The organism is Actinomadura sp. CNU-125 (genome assembly GCF_001942465.1).
In the GTDB taxonomy this organism is placed as follows: Bacteria; Actinomycetota; Actinomycetes; order Streptosporangiales; family Streptosporangiaceae; genus Spirillospora.
Map to the genome: position 1 here is coordinate 1 of NZ_MKJY01000108.1, position 15980 is coordinate 15980.

The following is a 15980-nucleotide window of genomic DNA, read 5'->3' on the forward strand; positions in this document are numbered from 1 at the left end:
CCGGGGTCCCCGCACGCCGGGACGCTCGGCGGGGCGCTCGCCGCGGGGTACGCCGGGACGCTCGCCGCGCGGCGTCCGTCCGAGGCATGTGCCAGCATCGGCGACATGGGAACCGCGCCCGCCGACACCAGCGTGCTGCGCAGCATGCGGCTGGCCAAAGACACCATGGACCGCGACTGGGCCGACCCCCTCGACGTCGCCGCCGTCGCCGCACGCGCCGGATACTCCCGCTACCACTTCGTCCGGCTGTTCGCCGACGTCTACGGCGAGACGCCCGGCCGCTACCTCGCCCGCCGCCGCATCGAACGCGCCCAGGACCTCCTGCGCACCGCCGACCTCACCGTCACCGAGATCTGCATGCTCGTCGGCTTCAGCAGCCTCGGCACCTTCTGCACCAGCTTCAAACGGCAGACCGGCATGACCCCCACCGAGTTCCGCCGCCGCTCCGGCGGCCCCGGGGCGCACACCGTTCCCGGCTGCTTCGTCCTGCTGTGGGCCGGAGGGTTCCCCGGGCGCCGAGCAATTCTCGAGAAGGCCCCCGACCACGCCCCTCCCTAGAGTCATCGGCATCGGCCCAGCTCAGAAGGGACACCCATCATGATCACCAATGTCGGCCTCGTCACCGTCTGGTGCCTCGACCAAGACTCCGCCAAAGACTTCTTCACCGGCACGCTCGGCCTCGAACCGCGCGACGACATCACCCTCGGCGAAGGCGGCATGCGATGGGTCACCGTCGGCGCCAAAGACCAGCCCGACCTCAGCCTCACCCTCATGGTCCCCGGCCCGCCCACCATGGACGCCGAATCCGGCGAGCAGATGAAGAAGCTCATCGCCAAAGGCGTCCTCGGCGCCGCGCCTTCCACACCGACGACTGCCGGGCCGACTACGAACGCCTGTCCGCCGCGGGCGTCGAGTTCGTCCAGAAGCCGGAACGCCGCCCCTACGGCGTCGAAGCCGTCTTCCGCGACGACTCCGGCTGCTGGTACAGCCTCACCCAGCCCTCCGAACGGCTCGACGAATCCGCCGACTGGGGCGACTGCGTGAGCTGACCGGAAAAGGCCCAGGCCCCGGCGCGTGCGAACCCCGGCCCCGGGATCGCCGACGCGGGCCCGGCTCCGGCCGAGCCCGCGCGGCCGATTCCTACAAGCCCCGCCACGCCCGCCGGCCCTACGGTGAAGCCCATGAAGACCCTGACCAGCGAACACATCGAACGGGCCTGGGAGTTCATGCTCCGCAACGCCCGCGTCATAGACCGCCACCGCTTCGCCCTGCACTTCCGCGGCGGCGCACCCGAACCCGTCCTCGCCGCCCTCCGCCCCTACGAGAACCCCGACGGCGGCTACGGCAACGCACTCGAACCCGACCTGCGCGGCACCGCCAGCCAGCCCGTCCCCGCCCAGCACGCCCTGGACATCCTCCACGAAGCCGGCGCCGCCGACGACCCCGCCGCCACCCGCATCGCCGACCACCTCACCACCATCACCACCCCGGACGGCGGCGTACCGTTCGTCCTGCCCACCGTCCGCGACACCCCCCACGCACCCTGGTGGCAGACCCCCGACGACCCGCCCGGCGCCATCAACCCCACCGCCTCCCTCGCCGGACGCCTCCACCGCGCCCGCACCGACCACCCCTGGCTCAAGACCGCCACCGACTTCTGCTGGCGGCGACTCGAACACGGCGACCCCGAATTCGGGCCCTACGACGTCCTCGCAGTCCTCGACTTCCTCGACCACGTCCCCGACCGCGAACGCGCCCGAGCAGCCTTCACCCGCCACCGCGACGCCCTCGCCGCCGTCGGAAGCGACCACCACACCGCCCTCGACTTCGCCCCGGACCCCGGCGGCCTCGGCGCCCGCCTCCACCCCCGCCGCACCATCGACACCGAACTCGACGCCCTCATCGACGCCCAGGACGACGACGGCGGCTGGGACATCGACTTCCCCGTCTGGACCCCCATCACCCGCCACGAATGGCGCGGCGTCCAGACGTCGAACGCCTGCGCGTCCTGCGCGCCCACGGCAGGCTCGCACGCTAGACCAGGTCGCGGAGCGGCGTCCCGGCCAGGTCCCGCACCTCGTGCGCGAAATGCGCCTGATCGGCGAACCCCGCCTCGTACGCCGCCTCCGCCGCCGCCCGTCCCGCCCGCACCAGCCGCAACCCCCGCTGGAACCGCTGCACCCGCTGCAGCACCTTCGGCCCGTACCCGACGCCGCCAGCGACCGCCGCCGCAACTGCCGCTCGCTCAACCCCACCGCGTCCGCCACATCCCGCACCGAACCCCCCACCAGCCCCGACACCACCGCCCGCACCATCGGATCCACCGGCTCCGCCGCACGGCCCTCGACCCCCCGCACCAGCACCGACCGCCGCTCGCCCACCCGTCCCGCCGACGCCACCGCCTCCGCCAGCCGGTCCGCCCCGCGCCCCACACTCCCGCAACGGCACCCGGACGTCCCGCACCGCGTCCGCCGGAACCCCCAGCACCGGCGCGCCGCACCCGGCCCTAACCGCACCCCCACCACCGCGTCGCCCGGCCGCATCATCGCCGGCATCGGCCCCGTGTCCGGCCCCGCCACCACGATCTCCGCACGCCACCAGATCAGATCCACGCACCCGTCCGGCACCACCCGCTGGACGAACGGCGCCGCACCGTCCGGCAACGCCGCCGACCACGCGCACACCAGCCCCGCCCGGCCCGGCGCCGGCACCTCCCGATATCCCGTGGCGTTCACGACACCCTGCATACCACCCCCGTCCGACGGGCACGGCGACAGAGAACCCGACAAAACGGAGGTCATCATGCCGAACGACCTGCAGGGCAAGACGATCGCGTTCCTGTGCGCCCCCGAAGGCACCGAACAGGTCGAGCTGACCGAACCCTGGACCGCCGTCGAACAGGCCGGAGGCACACCCGAACTCGTCTCCACGCAGACCGGCGAGATCCAGGCGTTCAACCACCTCGACAAGGGCGACACCTTCACCGTCCACGCCACCGTCGAAGACACCGACCACGGCCGCTACGACGGACTCGTCCTCCCCGGCGGCGTCGCCAACCCCGACTTCCTCCGCATGCAGCCCAAGGCCGTCGCGTTCGCCCGCTCGTTCTTCGACGCCGGCAAGCCCGTCGCCGTCATCTGCCACGGCCCCTGGACGCTCGTCGAAGCCGACGTCGTCCGCGGGCGTACCATCACCTCGTGGCCCAGCCTGCAGACCGACCTGCGCAACGCCGGCGCCACCTGGGTCGACGAAGAGGTAAAAATCTGCGAAGGCGGACCCAACGTACTGGTGTCCAGCCGCAAGCCCGACGACCTCAAGGCGTTCTCCCAGGCCGCCGTCGACGCGTTCAAGGCCGTGGTCTAGACCTTGTCCTAGACCAATCGGTGAACCCTGGGGGACCGCATACTGCAGAAATAACCGTACCGACCAGTAACTAAGTACGGTTGTGGACGTGACCCGTCGAGCGAAAATAGTCAGCACCATCGGCCCCGCCTGCTCCAGCACCGAGCAGATCAACGCCCTCGTGGAAGCCGGCATCGACGTCGCCCGGCTCAACATGAGCCACGGCGACCACGCCACCCACGAAGAGGTCTACCAGCGCCTCAGGGCCGCCGCCGACGCCACCGGACGCGGCGTCGGCATCCTCGCGGACCTCCAGGGTCCCAAAATCCGCATCGGCCGCTTCCCCGACGGCCCCGTCCGGCTCACCCTCGGCGACGACTTCACCATCACCACCGAGGACGTCCCCGGCACGCGCCGCGAGGTCTCCACCACCTACAAGGGCCTCCCCGGCGACGTCGGACCCGGCGACACCGTCCTCATCGACGACGGCCGCGTCGCCCTCCGCGTCACCGAGGTCGACGCCCCCGCGTCCGCACCACCGTCACCGTCGGCGGCATGGTCTCCGACAACAAGGGCCTCAACCTGCCCGGCGTCCCCGTCAGCGTCCCCGCACTCACCGAAAAAGACGAGGAAGACCTCCGCTGGGCCCTGCGCCTCGGCGTCGACCTCGTCGCCCTCTCCTTCGTCCGCACACCCGCCGACGCCGACATCTGCTACCAGATCATGGAAGAAGAAGGCGTCCGCGTCCCCCTCATCGGCAAGATCGAAAAGCCCCAGGCGGTCGAACGCCTCCCCGAGATCGTCGCCGCCTTCGACGGCATCATGGTCGCCCGCGGCGACCTCGGCGTCGAACTCCCCCTCGAACAAGTCCCGATCGTCCAGAAACGCGCCATCGAACTCTGCCGCGAGAAGGCCCGCCCGGTCATCGTCGCCACCCAGATGCTCGAATCGATGATCTCCGCCCCGCGCCCCACCCGCGCCGAAACCTCCGACGTCGCCAACGCCGTCTTCGAAGGCGCCGACGCCGTCATGCTCTCCGGCGAAACCAGCGTCGGCCAGTACCCGATCGAATCCGTCCAGACGATGAGCCGCATCGTCTGCACCGCCGAAGAAGCGGCCCTCCAGGCCACCCACACCCTCGACCGCGTCCCCGAAACCGTCGGCGGCGCCATCGCCCGCGCCGCCGCCGAAGTCGGCGCCATCGTCGGAGCCGAGGCCCTCGCCGCCTTCACCATGTCCGGCGAAACGGCCCGCCGCCTCTCCCGCTACCGCTCGCCCATCCCGCTGCTGGCCTTCACCTCCGTCCCCGCCGTCCGCGGACGCCTCGCCCACGTCTGGGGCGTGGAAACCTTCATCGTCCCCCAGGTCGACCACACCGACGCCATGTTCGGCCAGGTCGAACAAGCCCTCCTCGAACTCGGCCGCGCCCAGAAGGGCGACCGCGTCGTCGTCGTCGCGGGATCCCCGCCCGGCACCCCCGGCTCCACCAACTCCCTGCGCGTCCACATCATCGGCGACGCCATCGGCACCCAGCACTGACCCGATCCGCCGGGCGGCCCGAAGGCCGCCCGGCACATCACCAGCCGATCTCATTTAGAGATCGCTCCGGCCAACGGCCCTAAAACTTCGGCCCCACGAACTCGTCCAACCGCGCCACCGCCTCCCGCCGCGCGACCGAGATGTTCTTCCGGTTCGCCTGCTTCCACGCGATCCCGAGCCGATCCAGCGCATCCTTGAAGATCCCCTGGATGTCCATGGACTCGTTCGTGAAGAAGTAGCGCGGATACTCGTACCACCGATCCCCACCGGCGGCCGGTCGCCGAACCCGATTCATGCTGCGGCATCCGTCTGAGTGGACGAGCCCGCTCACCAGCTCCTGGGTGTATTCCTCGACGATCTCCTTCTGCCAGTTAGCGAGCTCGATCTTCCTCTCGTGCTTCCGCCCGGGCCCATGCTGTGGGAATAAGCACGGCCAGTGTTTTGACTGGCTCTCCACATCGATCGAGCCCTGGCGGGATCGGCGGTGAACTCTGGACAGGGGCATGACGGCCGCCATGGCCATTTCGGCGGCATCGATGAGTCCAGGCCAGGTGGCACAACAACTCAGCGAGAGGCGATAGCAACCTTTGGTGGTCGCGACGATATGGCCATCGCCCAAGTAGACGCCTAACAGGTACGCGTAACTCTGGCTGTTCAACGAGCGGCCGTAGCACCGTGGGCAGTCTCGCTTGATCCTGCCGTCGTATGGCTCTCCCCGCGCGGGACCGCGCTTGTGTCGTCGGGTGCCGCTGCGCCACTTTTGAACCGCGCCCATCGAGACGCCGCAGCGACGTGCCACCTCACGATCCGTCCAGCCCTCTCGGGAAAGCTTCAGGGCCTGCTGAACGACCTCGTCTGGATACATACGGCGAGTCTCTCGCCCACCACTGACAGTTTAGAATGGTGACGGTATGTGCAAATTTGGAGTGACTTGCGAGAGAAGCGTAGATGCGGAAACTAAAAAGCCACCCCCGAAGTGGGTGGCGACTGATGGATTGTGCCCCGGGTGGGATTCGAACCCACACTGTACGGTGTTTGAGACCGCTCTCTCGGCCGATTGGAGTACCGGGGCGTATTTTCTCGGGACATGTCCCTTGGTGTCCAGTTTGTCACCCCTTGGTGAGGGGCGACGGGTACTAGGGTAGCGCGTCCCGGTAGTCTCGTGCGCGTGACGGAGAGCGCTCGGCGAGTTGTGATCGCAGAAGACGAGGCCCTGATCCGGCTGGACCTCAAGGAGATGCTGCAGGAGGACGGTTACGAGGTCGTGGGCGAGGCCGGGGACGGCGAGGCGGCCGTTCGGCTCGCGTCGGACCTGAAGCCCGATCTCGTGATCCTCGACGTCAAGATGCCGGTGCTCGACGGGATCTCGGCCGCCGAGCGGATCTCGGCCGAACGGATCGCGCCCGTCGTCATCCTCACCGCGTTCTCGCAGCGTGAGCTGGTGCAGCGGGCCACCGAGGCCGGTGCGATGGCCTACCTGGTGAAGCCGTTCTCGAAGACCGATCTGGCGCCCGCGATCGAGATGGCGGTCAGCCGGTACACCGAGATGCGTGCGCTCGAGGCCGAGGTCGCGGGGCTGCAGGAGCGGCTGGAGACGCGGAAGGTCGTCGACCGGGCGAAGGGGCTGCTGCAGCAGGCGCACGGGTGGACCGAACCCGAGGCGTTCCGGTGGATCCAGAAGACGTCCATGGACCGCCGGCTCACGATGCGGGCCGTCGCGGAGGCGGTCGTCGCAGGTGCGGGCGGCGAGTCCGCCGGGACCTGACTCCTCTGGCCGTCATTTCGCGCGTTGTCAAGGGCCAATGCGCGTGCGCCGGACCGGCCATGGTCGTCACTGTGAGTAATCGTCGCTGTTGGTCGCGCGGATCCCGATGAGCACGGGGGAGTAACGAACGAGTAACCCTTCTATCCGGGGGTGCTGATCTGTGTCGGGTCCACGGTGTACGACATAGGCGGTCCCGAGTGACCGATTTCTCCCCATCCACGGGAAGGCGTCGCGCGGGATCACGACTCGTACCCGATCCCTTCCCGGATCCGGATGGAAAGGTTGGGCACCTTGCGGCGCAACATGATGAGGGTCGCCGGCGCGGTGGCGATGAGCGCGGTGCTCGCGCTCGGCGCCGGGGCGTGCGGCGGCGATGACGGCGGCTCGGGCGACGGCGACTCGATCACGATCGGGTTCATGGGAGACCTGACCGGGGAGAACTCGGGTCTGGTGATTCCGCCCAAGCAGGGCGCGCAGTTGGCGATCGAGCAGTACAACGCCACCAACCCCGAGGTCAAGATCAACTTCAAGACCTATGACAGCCAGGGGAAGCCGGAGCAGGCGACGACGCTGGCGCTGGGCGCGGTGAAGCAGGACAAGATCGTCGGGCTGATCGGTCCGGCCTTCTCGGGCGAGTCCCAGAGCGTGGGGCCGATCCTTGAGGAGGCGAAGATCCCGAGCGTGTCGCCGTCGGCGACGAGCATCACGCTCGCGGAGAAGGACTGGCAGTGGTGGCACCGGGTGGTCGCGGACGACGCGGTGCAGAGCGCGGGCGTCGCGACGTTCCTGTCGGGATCGTTCGGGGCCAAGAAGGTCTTCACGGTCCACGACAACCAGGACTACGGCAAGGGGCTGGCCGACGCGATCGGGTCGGCGGTCAAGGCCAAGGGCGTGACGGTGCAGACCGACGCGGTCGACGACAACGCGACGGACTACTCCTCGACGGTCAACAAGATCACGGAGTTCAAGCCGGACGCGGTGTACTTCGGCGGGTACTACGCGGTCGCCGGGCGGTTGTTCAAGCAGCTGGCGGAGGCCGGCTACGAGGGCAAGATGATGTCGGGCGACGGTTCGCTGGCCTCCGAGCTCATCACGGCATCGGTGAGGAGAACGCGCAGGGCGCGCTGCTGAGCTGCGGGTGCCTGATCGACACGGACGGAAAGACGAACGCGAACGCGAAGAAGTTCGCGGACGACTACAAGGCGAAGTTCGGCTCCGAGGTCGCGATCTACTCGACCGAGGGGTACGACGCGGCGACGGCGTTCATCAAGGCCGTCGAGGCGGGCAACACGACGCCGGAGGAGATCAACAAGTTCCTGTCGACGGTGAGCTTCGACGGTGTCGGCAAGCCGATCAAGTTCGACGAGAACGGTGAGCTGGCGGCGCAGGACATCTTCATCTACGAGGTGCAGGGCAAGGCGATCAAGCTCCTCGGCAACGCGAACGAAGCGAAGGTCTCCTAGGCGTTACCACGCCTGGTGACAGACCTCCCTGATGGCGCGGGAGCGGGAGCGCTACAGCGCTCCCGCTCCTTTTCACAAAGGGCGACCAAAGGTGCTCGACGACTTCATCAATCAATTCTGGCCGTCGACCATCGACGGGCTGGCGCTGGGGGCGATCTACGCTCTGCTGGCGCTGGGCTACACGATGGTCTACGGCGTGCTCCGGCTGATCAACTTCGCTCATGCCGACATCTTCATGGCGGGGACGTTCGCGGCCCTGTGGACGGTGCGGGGGTTGGGCGTCTCGGACCTGAACGGGATCGCGCTCATCGGCGTGGTGGTCCTGTGCGGGGTGGTGGCCGGTGCTGTGGCCGGCGGCGGCGCGATGCTGCTGGAGGTGGTGGCGTACCGGCCGTTGCGTAAACGGGGGGCGTCGCGGCTGGCGGCGTTGATCTCGGCGATCGGCGCGTCGATCTTCATCCAGCAGTTGTTCGCGACGGTGCTGGTGCCGTTGATCTTCGGGACGTCGAAGGAGGGCGGCAAGCTTCCGGTCAGCGAGCACTTCCGGGAGATGAACACGGTGATCTCGATCGGTCCGATCGAGATCACGAACGTGGCGCTCATCATCTTCTTCGGTTCGGTGCTGATGATGGTGGCGCTGGATCAGTTCGTTAACCGGACGCGGCTGGGGCGGGGCATCCGTTCGACGGCGCAGGATCCGGAGACCGCGGTGCTGATGGGCGTGAACATCGACCGGGTGGTGTCGGTGACGTTCGTCGTGGGCGGTGTGATGGCGGGCGTGGCGGCGGCGCTGTACTTCCTGCGGTTCGAGCAGACGGAGTACTTCGTGGGCTTCCTGCTGGGCATCAAGGCGTTCACGGCGGCGGTTCTCGGTGGTATCGGGAACATTCGCGGTGCTCTGGTGGGCGGCTTCGTGCTGGGGCTGCTGGAGATGTACGGCTCGAGCATCTTCGGTTCGGAGTGGCGGGACGTCGTGGCGTTCACGCTGCTGATCCTGATTCTGATGTTCCGTCCTACCGGCATTCTCGGTGAGTCTCTGCAGCGGGCGCGCGCATGAACATGACGAAGAAGCTTCCCTCGAAGAGCAATGGCGGCGGTCTGTCGCTGGATCCGTTGCGCGACTGGTGGGCGGGTGCCGCCGGGTGGCAGCGCTGGGGCGTGTACGTCCTGCTGATCATCGGTGCGGTGCTGCTGCCGAGTAACGCGATCGGCAGTTTCATGGCGCCGAGCGGCGCGGACTGGGCGTCGATGCTCAGTGACCAGATCGCCATCTATGTGCTGCTGGCGATCGGGTTGAACGTCGTGGTCGGCATGGCGGGTCTGCTGGACCTGGGGTATGTCGCGTTCTACGCGGTCGGCGGGTACACCATCGCGATCTTCGCGGTGAAGTACGACTGGAGTTTCTGGGAGACGCTGGTCCTGGCGATCGTGTTCGCGTCGGCGTCCGGGGTGATCCTGGGGGCGCCGACGCTGCGGTTGCGGGGCGACTACCTGGCGATCGTGACGCTGGGCTTCGGTGAGATCGTCAAGCGGACGGCGAACAACAGCGACTACGTGAACGGTCCGCGGGGCGTGCAGGGGATCCCGCACCCGCCGACGTTGTCGGAGTTCGAGATCTTCGGTGTGCAGCCGTTCAGTTACGGGATCCTGGATTCGCGGCCGTACTACTACATGCTGGTGTTCTTCATCGTTCTGGCGATCATCTTCGTGAAGCGCCTGGAGCGGTCGCGGGTGGGTCGTGCGTGGACGTCGATCCGTGAGGACGAGGACGCCGCGGAGCTGATGGGCGTGCCGACGTTCCGGTTCAAGCTGGCGGCGTTCGCGATCGGCGCGGCGATCGGCGGCAGCGGCGGCGTGGTGTTCGCGGCGAAGCAGACGTCGATCCTGCCGACGAACTTCGAGTTCATGGTGTCGGCGCTGGTGCTGGCGGCGGTGGTGCTGGGCGGTTCGGGGAGCATTCCGGGCGCGATGCTGGGGGCGTTCGTGGTGGCGTGGCTGCCGGAGCGGTTCCGGTTCCTGGACGACTACCGGATGCTGATCTTCGGTGCCGCGCTGGTGGCCATGATGATCTTCCGGCCGGAGGGGTTGTGGCCGTCCCGGCAGCGGAAGGCGGAGCTGGCGGAAGGCGGCGGCGGCATGGGCCATATGGGCGCCGAGGTCGGCGCGCAGCAGGACGCGACCGCGCCGGAGGTGAGCAAGTGAAGGGCTCGGACGAGGGCACGGTGCTGCTCGAACTGCGGGACGTCGTGATGCGGTTCGGCGGTGTCGTGGCGCTGAACAAGGTCGACATCGGGATCCGCAAGGGCGAGATCTTCGCGTTGATCGGGCCGAACGGTGCGGGCAAGACGACGGTGTTCAACGTGACCACCGGCGTGTACCGGCCGACCGAGGGCCAGGTGGTGTTCGACGGGAAGCGGATCGACGGCAAGAAGCGGTTCACGGTGACGAAGCTGGGCGTGGCGCGCACGTTCCAGAACGTCCGGTTGTTCCACAACATGACGGCCGTCGAGAACGTTCTGGTGGGCACGGACGCGCATCATCGGACGGGGTTCGTCGGTGCGGCGCTCGGGTTGCCGTGGCATCGCCGCGAGGAGCGGCAGGGCCGGGAGCGGGCGCGGGAGCTGCTGGAGCTGGTGGGGATTCCGCACCGGTCCGGGGAGCTGGCGAAGAACCTGCCGTACGGTGACCAGCGGCGGCTGGAGATCGCGCGGGCGCTGGCGACGGAGCCGAAGCTGCTGCTGCTGGACGAGCCGGCGGCCGGGATGAACCCGGCGGAGAAGGTGGCGCTGCAGGATCTGATCCGCCGGATCCGTGACACCGGGGTGACCGTGCTGCTGATCGAGCACGACATGGGCCTGGTGATGGGGATCAGCGACCGGGTGGCGGTGCTGGACTTCGGGCAGAAGATCGCGGACGGGTTGCCGGCCGAGGTGCAGAACGACCCGCGGGTCATTGAGGCGTATCTGGGGGCTCCGGCCGATGCTTCTTGAGATCGATGACATCCATGTCCACTACGGGAAGATCGCGGCGCTGAAGGGCATCAGCGTGCAGGTCGACCGGGGTGAGATCGTCACGCTGATCGGCGCGAACGGCGCGGGGAAGACGACGACGCTGAAGACGGTGTCGGGGCTGCGGGACCTGTCGGCGGGCGCGGTGCGGTTCGATGGGGCCGACATCAGCAAGATGCCGGGCCACAAGCGGGTGCTGGCGGGCATCGGGCAGGCGCCGGAGGGCCGGGGGATCTTCCCCGGCATGACGGTCGAGGAGAACCTGCTGATGGGCGCGTACGCCCGCCGGGACGACTCGTCCAAGGAGCTGGCGGAGGCGTACGAGCTGTTCCCGCGGCTGGCGGAGCGCCGGACGCAGGCGGGCGGCACGATGTCGGGCGGCGAGCAGCAGATGCTGGCGATCGGCCGGGCGCTGATGGCCAAGCCGAAGGTGCTGCTGCTGGACGAGCCGTCGATGGGGCTGGCGCCGATGCTGGTGCAGCAGATCTTCTCGATCATCGAGGAGATCAACCGGCGGGGCACGACGGTGCTGCTGGTTGAGCAGAACGCCCAGCAGGCGCTGCAGATCGCGCATCGCGCGTACGTCCTGGAGACGGGGCGTGTGGTGAAGTCGGCGGCGGCGTCGGAGTTGCTGGACGATCCGCAGGTCCGTGCGGCGTATCTGGGCGGTGACATCGGCGACGCGGTCGAGGCCGAGGAGCCCGAGCCCGGGGAGGCCGGGAAGCCGGGCGGCGAGGCCGGTGAGCCGGACGGCGGTGATGACGCCGGAGGCGCCGCGAAAGACTGACGGCGAGTCGTACGCCCGCCGGGTCCGGTTCGTCCGGTCCCGGCGGGCGTACGCGCGTCCTGCCCGGGCCCGTGGCCTGGACAGACGTTGACCCGGGATCACCTTTGGGGCCGCACGAACCTTCCCCGGCGCGTACGTTGTCTACTCAGTGATCCCGGGCCGTTCCGAGCCACGGTACAGAGGTGCGGCGTCCCGTCGCAAAGGTCTCGCGAAGAACGCGGGGGCGTCGGCCCCGGCGGGCGGGTCAGGATCCGGGGGCGTCCCGCAGCATGCAGGTCAGGCGCGCGGTGCAGACGCGGCGGTCCTGGTCGTCGGTGATGACGATGTCGTAGGTGGCGAGGGTGCGGCCGCCGTGGGCGCGGGTGGCGACGCCGGTGACGTGCCCTTCGGTCGCCGACCGGTGGTGGGTGGCGTTGATCTCGATGCCGACGGCGATGCGCCCGGGGCCGGCGTGGATCGCGGACCCGACGGAGCCGATGGATTCGGCGAGGACGCAGGACGCGCCGCCGTGCAGGAGTCCGTAGGGCTGGGTGTTGCCCTTGACGGGCATGCGGGCGACGACGCGTTCGGCGGTCGCTTCCACGTACTCGATGCCCATCGCCTGCGCGAGGTCGGTTCCCGCGTCGTAGCGGGCGAGTTCGGCGATGACCTTCGCGCGGTCGTCCGAACCGGCTCCGGCTCCGGCGTCGGTTCCGGCGGCGGCGTCGGTGCCGGTGTCGGCGTCCGTCCGGTCTTCGGAGGTCACGCCGTTGGGGTCTGTCACTTACGCCTCCACAAAACTGTCGTACGCGCAGACTAGAGTCCTTGTGTGGCGATGACAGCAGCGACCCCTGACAAGCGTGAACGGCTTCTCCTGCTCGACGGGCACTCCCTGGCCTACCGGGCGTTCTTCGCGTTGCCGGTCGAGAATTTCAACACGACCGACGGGCAGCCGACGAACGCGGTGTACGGCTTCACCTCGATGCTCATCAATGTCCTGCGGGACGAGCGGCCGTCGCACATCGCGGTGGCGTTCGACCGGTCGGAGCCGACGTTCCGGCACGAGCAGTACGTGGAGTACAAGGCGGGCCGGGCGAAGACGCCGGACGAGTTCCGCAGCCAGGTGAGCCTGATCTTCGAGGTGCTGGACGCGCTGCGGATCCCGCGGATGTCGGTGGCGGGGTTCGAGGCCGACGACATCATCGCCACCCTGTCGGTGCAGGCGACCGTCGCGGGGATGGAGACGCTGGTCGTCACCGGTGACCGGGACGCGTTCCAGCTGGTGAACGAGCATGTCACGGTCCTGTATCCGGTGAAGGGCGTGTCGGAGCTCGCCCGGATGGACCCGGCGGCCGTGGAGGCCAAGTACGGGGTGCCGCCGGAGCGGTACCGGGAGCTGGCCGCGCTGGTGGGGGAGAGCAGCGACAACCTGCCGGGCGTGCCGGGCGTCGGCCCGAAGACGGCCGCGAAGTGGCTCGGCAAGTTCGGCGACCTCGACACGCTGGTGAACCGGGTCGACGAGATCAAGGGCAAGGCGGGCGACAACCTGCGCGAGCATCTGTCCGGGGTGATCCGCAACCAGCAGCTCAACCGGCTCGACACCGAGGTCGGGCTGGAGCTGACGCCGCCGCAGCTGTCGATGGGCCAGTGGGACCGCGAGGAGATCCACACGCTGTTCGACTCGCTGCAGTTCCGGGTGCTGCGGGAGCGGCTGTACTCCACGCTGTCGGCCGCCGAGCCGGAGGCCGACGAGGGCTTCGAGGTCGACCTGGAGAAGGTGGAGCCGGGCGCTCTGGCGGCGTGGCTGGACGCGAACTCCGCCGGACGCCTCGGCGTCGCCGTCACCGGGACGTGGGGGCGCGGCACGGGGGAGATCACGGCGCTCGCCCTCGCGTCGAAGGACGGCCCGGCCGTCCACCTCGACCCGGCGGAGCTGATCGAGGACGACGAGCGGGCCCTCGCCGCGTACCTCGGCGACGGGGCCCGCCCGAAGGCGATGCACGAGGCGAAGGGCCCGATGCTGGCGCTGGCGGCGCGCGGCCTGACGCTGGCGGGGCTCACCAGCGACACCGCGCTGGCGGCGTACCTGGCGCTGCCCGGGCAGCGCACGTTCGACCTGGCCGACCTCGCCCTGCGTTACCTGCACCGGGAGCTGCGCGGCGAGGCCGAGGACTCGGGGCAGCTCACGCTGGACGGGTCGGGCGAGGAGGAGGCCGCGGAGGCCCTGGCCGTCCGGGCGCGGGCGGTCGCCGAACTCGCCGACGTCCTGGACGCCGACCTGGAGAAGCGCGGCGCGACGCGGCTGCTGCACGAGGTCGAGCTTCCGCTCGTCGGCGTCCTCGCCGGGATGGAGCGGGCGGGCATCGCGGTGGACGCCGATCATCTGGCGGGCCTGTCGGCGACGCTGGGCGGGCAGGTGAAGCAGCAGGAGCAGGACGCGCACGCCGCCGTGGGCCGCGAGTTCAACCTGGGGTCGCCGAAGCAGGTGCAGCAGGTGCTGTTCGACGAGCTGGGCCTGCCGAAGACCAAGCGCACCAAGACCGGCTACACCACCGACTCCGAGGCGCTCAGCAACCTGCTGGAGAAGGAGGGGCACCCGGTCCTGGAGCACATCCTGCGGTGGCGGGAGGTCGCGAAGCTGAAGAGCATCGTCGACTCCCTCATCCCGATGGCCGACGACGCGGGCCGCATCCACACGACGTTCAACCAGATGGTCGCGGCGACGGGGCGGCTGTCGTCCACCGACCCGAACCTGCAGAACATCCCGATCCGCACCGAGGAGGGGCGGCGGATCCGCGAGGCGTTCGTCGTCGGCGACGGCTACGAGACGCTGCTGACCGCCGACTACTCGCAGATCGAGCTGCGGATCATGGCGCACCTGTCGGAGGACGAGGCGCTGCTGGAGGCGTTCGGTTCCGGTGCCGACTTCCACACCATCACGGCGTCCCGCGTGTTCGGGCTGCCGCCCGAGCAGATCGACTCCGAGTTGCGCGCGCGCATCAAGGCGATGAACTACGGGCTCGCCTACGGCCTGTCGGCGTACGGGCTGTCGCAGCAGCTGCGCATCGCGCCGGACGAGGCGCGCGGGCTGATGGAGGAGTACTTCGAGCAGTTCGGCGGCGTCCGCGACTACCTGCGCGACGTGGTGGCCCGCGCCCGCCGCGACGGCTACACCGAGACGATCCTGGGCCGCCGCCGCTACCTGCCGGATCTGAACTCCGACAACCGGCAGCGCCGCGAGATGGCCGAGCGGATGGCCCTCAACGCCCCGATCCAGGGGTCGGCCGCCGACATCGTCAAGGTCGCGAGCCTGAACGTCGACCGGGCCCTGCGCGGCGCCGACCTGGCGTCCCGGGTGCTGCTGCAGGTGCACGACGAGCTCGTCCTGGAGGTCGCGTCCGGGGAGCTCGACCGCGTCAAGGGGCTCGTCGAGGAGCAGATGGCGGGCGCGTACGAGCTGCGGGCCCCGCTGGAGGTGTCGATGGGCACCGGCCGGACCTGGCAGGACGCCGCGCACTGACCCGTCCCGCCCGCCGATCCGCCACCGCGCCGGACGCGCCGCATCACGTGCGCGCGTCGCGCGGTGCTTCGTGGCGTGTCGGGGAGTGTCGGGGCGCGGGTTCCGGGCGCGGCGCGCTGCCGCGCCGTCCGCCGCGGGCAGGGGACGCGCAGGCCGGAGCGGGTTAAGGGCACCCCGGTGATCGAGTCGTCACAGCGAGTTGATCTTATGGGAGGTGTCGTCGCGCGGGCCGCAAGGCGCGGGCGGCGGCGTGTCCGGGTCACCTGGGGACGTCGTGTCATTTTCCCGGGGGTTCCGGAATTGGCGGGATGAGGACCGGGGGGCGGGTGCTCCGCGGGGATCATGCGGGTACGTCAAGTGCTGTCCGTTAGATGCCCCGGGGATCTACGCTGTCCTCGGTCCTGTTCGGGTCGACCGGCGGGGGGAACATGCCGCTCCTTCACAAGATCGCAGGAGTCGTGGTCGTCTGCGCCGTCGTCCTCGGGCTGGTACTGCCCGGGGAACGGCGGGGGGACGGCGGGGGCGCGGCCGAGGCCGAACGGGCCGGGGCGGCGGCGGAGGCGAAACCGGTGGACGC

At 69.4% G+C, this 15980-nt stretch carries 14 protein-coding genes, 1 tRNA gene and 3 pseudogenes; 14 read left to right on the forward strand and 4 right to left on the reverse strand.

The genetic code is table 11. The features are described 5' to 3' along the window. The 4 genes and pseudogenes from BJF79_RS13835 to BJF79_RS59770 form a co-directional block, all read left to right on the forward strand. Nucleotides 1–558 (forward strand): helix-turn-helix transcriptional regulator (locus BJF79_RS13835; protein WP_262401978.1); only part of this gene is annotated, 558 nt, incomplete at its 5' end. Nucleotides 559–597: 39 nt separating this feature from the next. Then, a pseudogene (locus BJF79_RS66840) lies at nt 598–735 on the forward strand (VOC family protein); the annotation flags it as partial. Then, complete coding sequence (locus BJF79_RS13840; RefSeq protein WP_143219900.1) at nt 723–1049, forward strand: VOC family protein; 327 nt, start codon at nt 723–725, stop codon at nt 1047–1049. The pseudogene BJF79_RS66840 and the gene BJF79_RS13840, both read left to right, overlap by 13 nt. A gap of 132 nt (nt 1050–1181) precedes the next feature. Beyond that, the gene (locus tag BJF79_RS59770; protein ID WP_262401980.1) at nt 1182–2510 is read left to right on the forward strand and encodes a hypothetical protein; all 1329 of its coding nucleotides are present in this window, start codon (nt 1182–1184) and stop codon (nt 2508–2510) included. Nucleotides 2511–2537: 27 nt separating this feature from the next. Here BJF79_RS59770 and BJF79_RS65555 read toward each other — a convergent pair. After that, nucleotides 2538–2804 (reverse strand): annotated as a pseudogene (locus BJF79_RS65555) (hypothetical protein); the annotation flags it as partial. Between BJF79_RS65555 and BJF79_RS13850 the strand changes: the two are divergent. Beyond that, nucleotides 2803–3363 carry a type 1 glutamine amidotransferase domain-containing protein gene (locus tag BJF79_RS13850; protein WP_075897664.1) on the forward strand — a complete coding sequence of 187 codons (561 nt, stop codon included), beginning with the start codon at nt 2803–2805 and terminating at the stop codon, nt 3361–3363. The pseudogene BJF79_RS65555 and the gene BJF79_RS13850 sit on opposite strands and share 2 nt — an antisense overlap. An 88-nt stretch (nt 3364–3451) precedes the next feature. Further along, a pseudogene (gene pyk / locus BJF79_RS13855) lies at nt 3452–4881 on the forward strand (pyruvate kinase). A 79-nt stretch (nt 4882–4960) separates the two neighbouring features. Here the strand turns inward: pyk and BJF79_RS13860 are convergent. After that, nucleotides 4961–5746, reverse strand: coding sequence for a helix-turn-helix domain-containing protein (locus BJF79_RS13860; protein ID WP_075897652.1), 786 nt, complete (start codon nt 5744–5746; stop codon nt 4961–4963). A 133-nt stretch (nt 5747–5879) separates the two neighbouring features. Beyond that, a tRNA-Leu gene (locus BJF79_RS13865) sits at nt 5880–5953 on the reverse strand. A gap of 120 nt (nt 5954–6073) precedes the next feature. Here BJF79_RS13865 and BJF79_RS13870 point away from each other — a divergent pair. The 7 genes from BJF79_RS13870 to BJF79_RS13895 all read left to right on the forward strand — a co-directional run bounded on the left by BJF79_RS13870 (nt 6074) and on the right by BJF79_RS13895 (nt 11904). After that, a complete protein-coding gene (locus tag BJF79_RS13870; RefSeq protein WP_143219902.1) occupies nt 6074–6646 on the forward strand; it encodes an ANTAR domain-containing response regulator in 573 nt (190 codons plus the stop codon). Between the two features lie 291 nt (nt 6647–6937). Further along, on the forward strand, nt 6938–7777 hold the full coding sequence (locus tag BJF79_RS13875) for a branched-chain amino acid ABC transporter substrate-binding protein (RefSeq protein ID WP_262401981.1): 840 nt from the start codon (nt 6938–6940) through the stop codon (nt 7775–7777). A 14-nt stretch (nt 7778–7791) separates the two neighbouring features. After that, on the forward strand, nt 7792–8109 hold the full coding sequence (locus tag BJF79_RS59775) for an ABC transporter substrate-binding protein (protein ID WP_262401982.1): 318 nt from the start codon (nt 7792–7794) through the stop codon (nt 8107–8109). A 91-nt stretch (nt 8110–8200) separates the two neighbouring features. Beyond that, complete coding sequence (locus BJF79_RS13880) at nt 8201–9166, forward strand: branched-chain amino acid ABC transporter permease (protein ID WP_075897656.1); 966 nt, start codon at nt 8201–8203, stop codon at nt 9164–9166. Then, the gene (locus BJF79_RS13885) at nt 9163–10311 is read left to right on the forward strand and encodes a branched-chain amino acid ABC transporter permease (RefSeq protein WP_075897658.1); all 1149 of its coding nucleotides are present in this window, start codon (nt 9163–9165) and stop codon (nt 10309–10311) included. Before BJF79_RS13880 ends, BJF79_RS13885 begins: the two co-directional genes overlap by 4 nt. Nucleotides 10312–10358: 47 nt before the next feature. Continuing rightward, a complete protein-coding gene (locus tag BJF79_RS13890) occupies nt 10359–11099 on the forward strand; it encodes an ABC transporter ATP-binding protein (RefSeq protein WP_075897666.1) in 741 nt (246 codons plus the stop codon). Continuing rightward, complete coding sequence (locus tag BJF79_RS13895; RefSeq protein ID WP_083733416.1) at nt 11089–11904, forward strand: ABC transporter ATP-binding protein; 816 nt, start codon at nt 11089–11091, stop codon at nt 11902–11904. The genes BJF79_RS13890 and BJF79_RS13895 overlap by 11 nt, the downstream gene beginning before the upstream one ends. Nucleotides 11905–12148: 244 nt before the next feature. Here BJF79_RS13895 and BJF79_RS13900 read toward each other — a convergent pair whose 3' ends face one another. Continuing rightward, nucleotides 12149–12550 carry a PaaI family thioesterase gene (locus BJF79_RS13900; protein ID WP_075897668.1) on the reverse strand — a complete coding sequence of 134 codons (402 nt, stop codon included), beginning with the start codon at nt 12548–12550 and terminating at the stop codon, nt 12149–12151. 162 nt (nt 12551–12712) lie between these two features. On the opposite strand from BJF79_RS13900, the gene polA reads away from it, so the two are divergent. Next, the gene (gene polA, locus BJF79_RS13905; protein WP_075897660.1) at nt 12713–15403 is read left to right on the forward strand and encodes a DNA polymerase I; all 2691 of its coding nucleotides are present in this window, start codon (nt 12713–12715) and stop codon (nt 15401–15403) included. Nucleotides 15404–15980 lie beyond the last annotated feature (577 nt).

Excerpts from the sequence above, each read along its gene's own strand:
- BJF79_RS13885 (WP_075897658.1), top strand. The coding sequence starts at position 9,163 with ATGAACATGACGAAGAAGCTTCCCTCGAAGAGCAATGGCGGCGGTCTG.
- BJF79_RS13895 (WP_083733416.1), top strand. The coding sequence starts at position 11,089 with ATGCTTCTTGAGATCGATGACATCCATGTCCACTACGGGAAGATCGCG.
- BJF79_RS13860 (WP_075897652.1), bottom strand. The coding sequence starts at position 5,746 with ATGTATCCAGACGAGGTCGTTCAGCAGGCCCTGAAGCTTTCCCGAGAG.
- BJF79_RS13840 (WP_143219900.1), top strand. The coding sequence starts at position 723 with ATGGGTCACCGTCGGCGCCAAAGACCAGCCCGACCTCAGCCTCACCCT.
- BJF79_RS13850 (WP_075897664.1), top strand. The coding sequence starts at position 2,803 with ATGCCGAACGACCTGCAGGGCAAGACGATCGCGTTCCTGTGCGCCCCC.
- BJF79_RS59770 (WP_262401980.1), top strand. The coding sequence starts at position 1,182 with ATGAAGACCCTGACCAGCGAACACATCGAACGGGCCTGGGAGTTCATG.
- BJF79_RS13890 (WP_075897666.1), top strand. The coding sequence starts at position 10,359 with ATGCGGTTCGGCGGTGTCGTGGCGCTGAACAAGGTCGACATCGGGATC.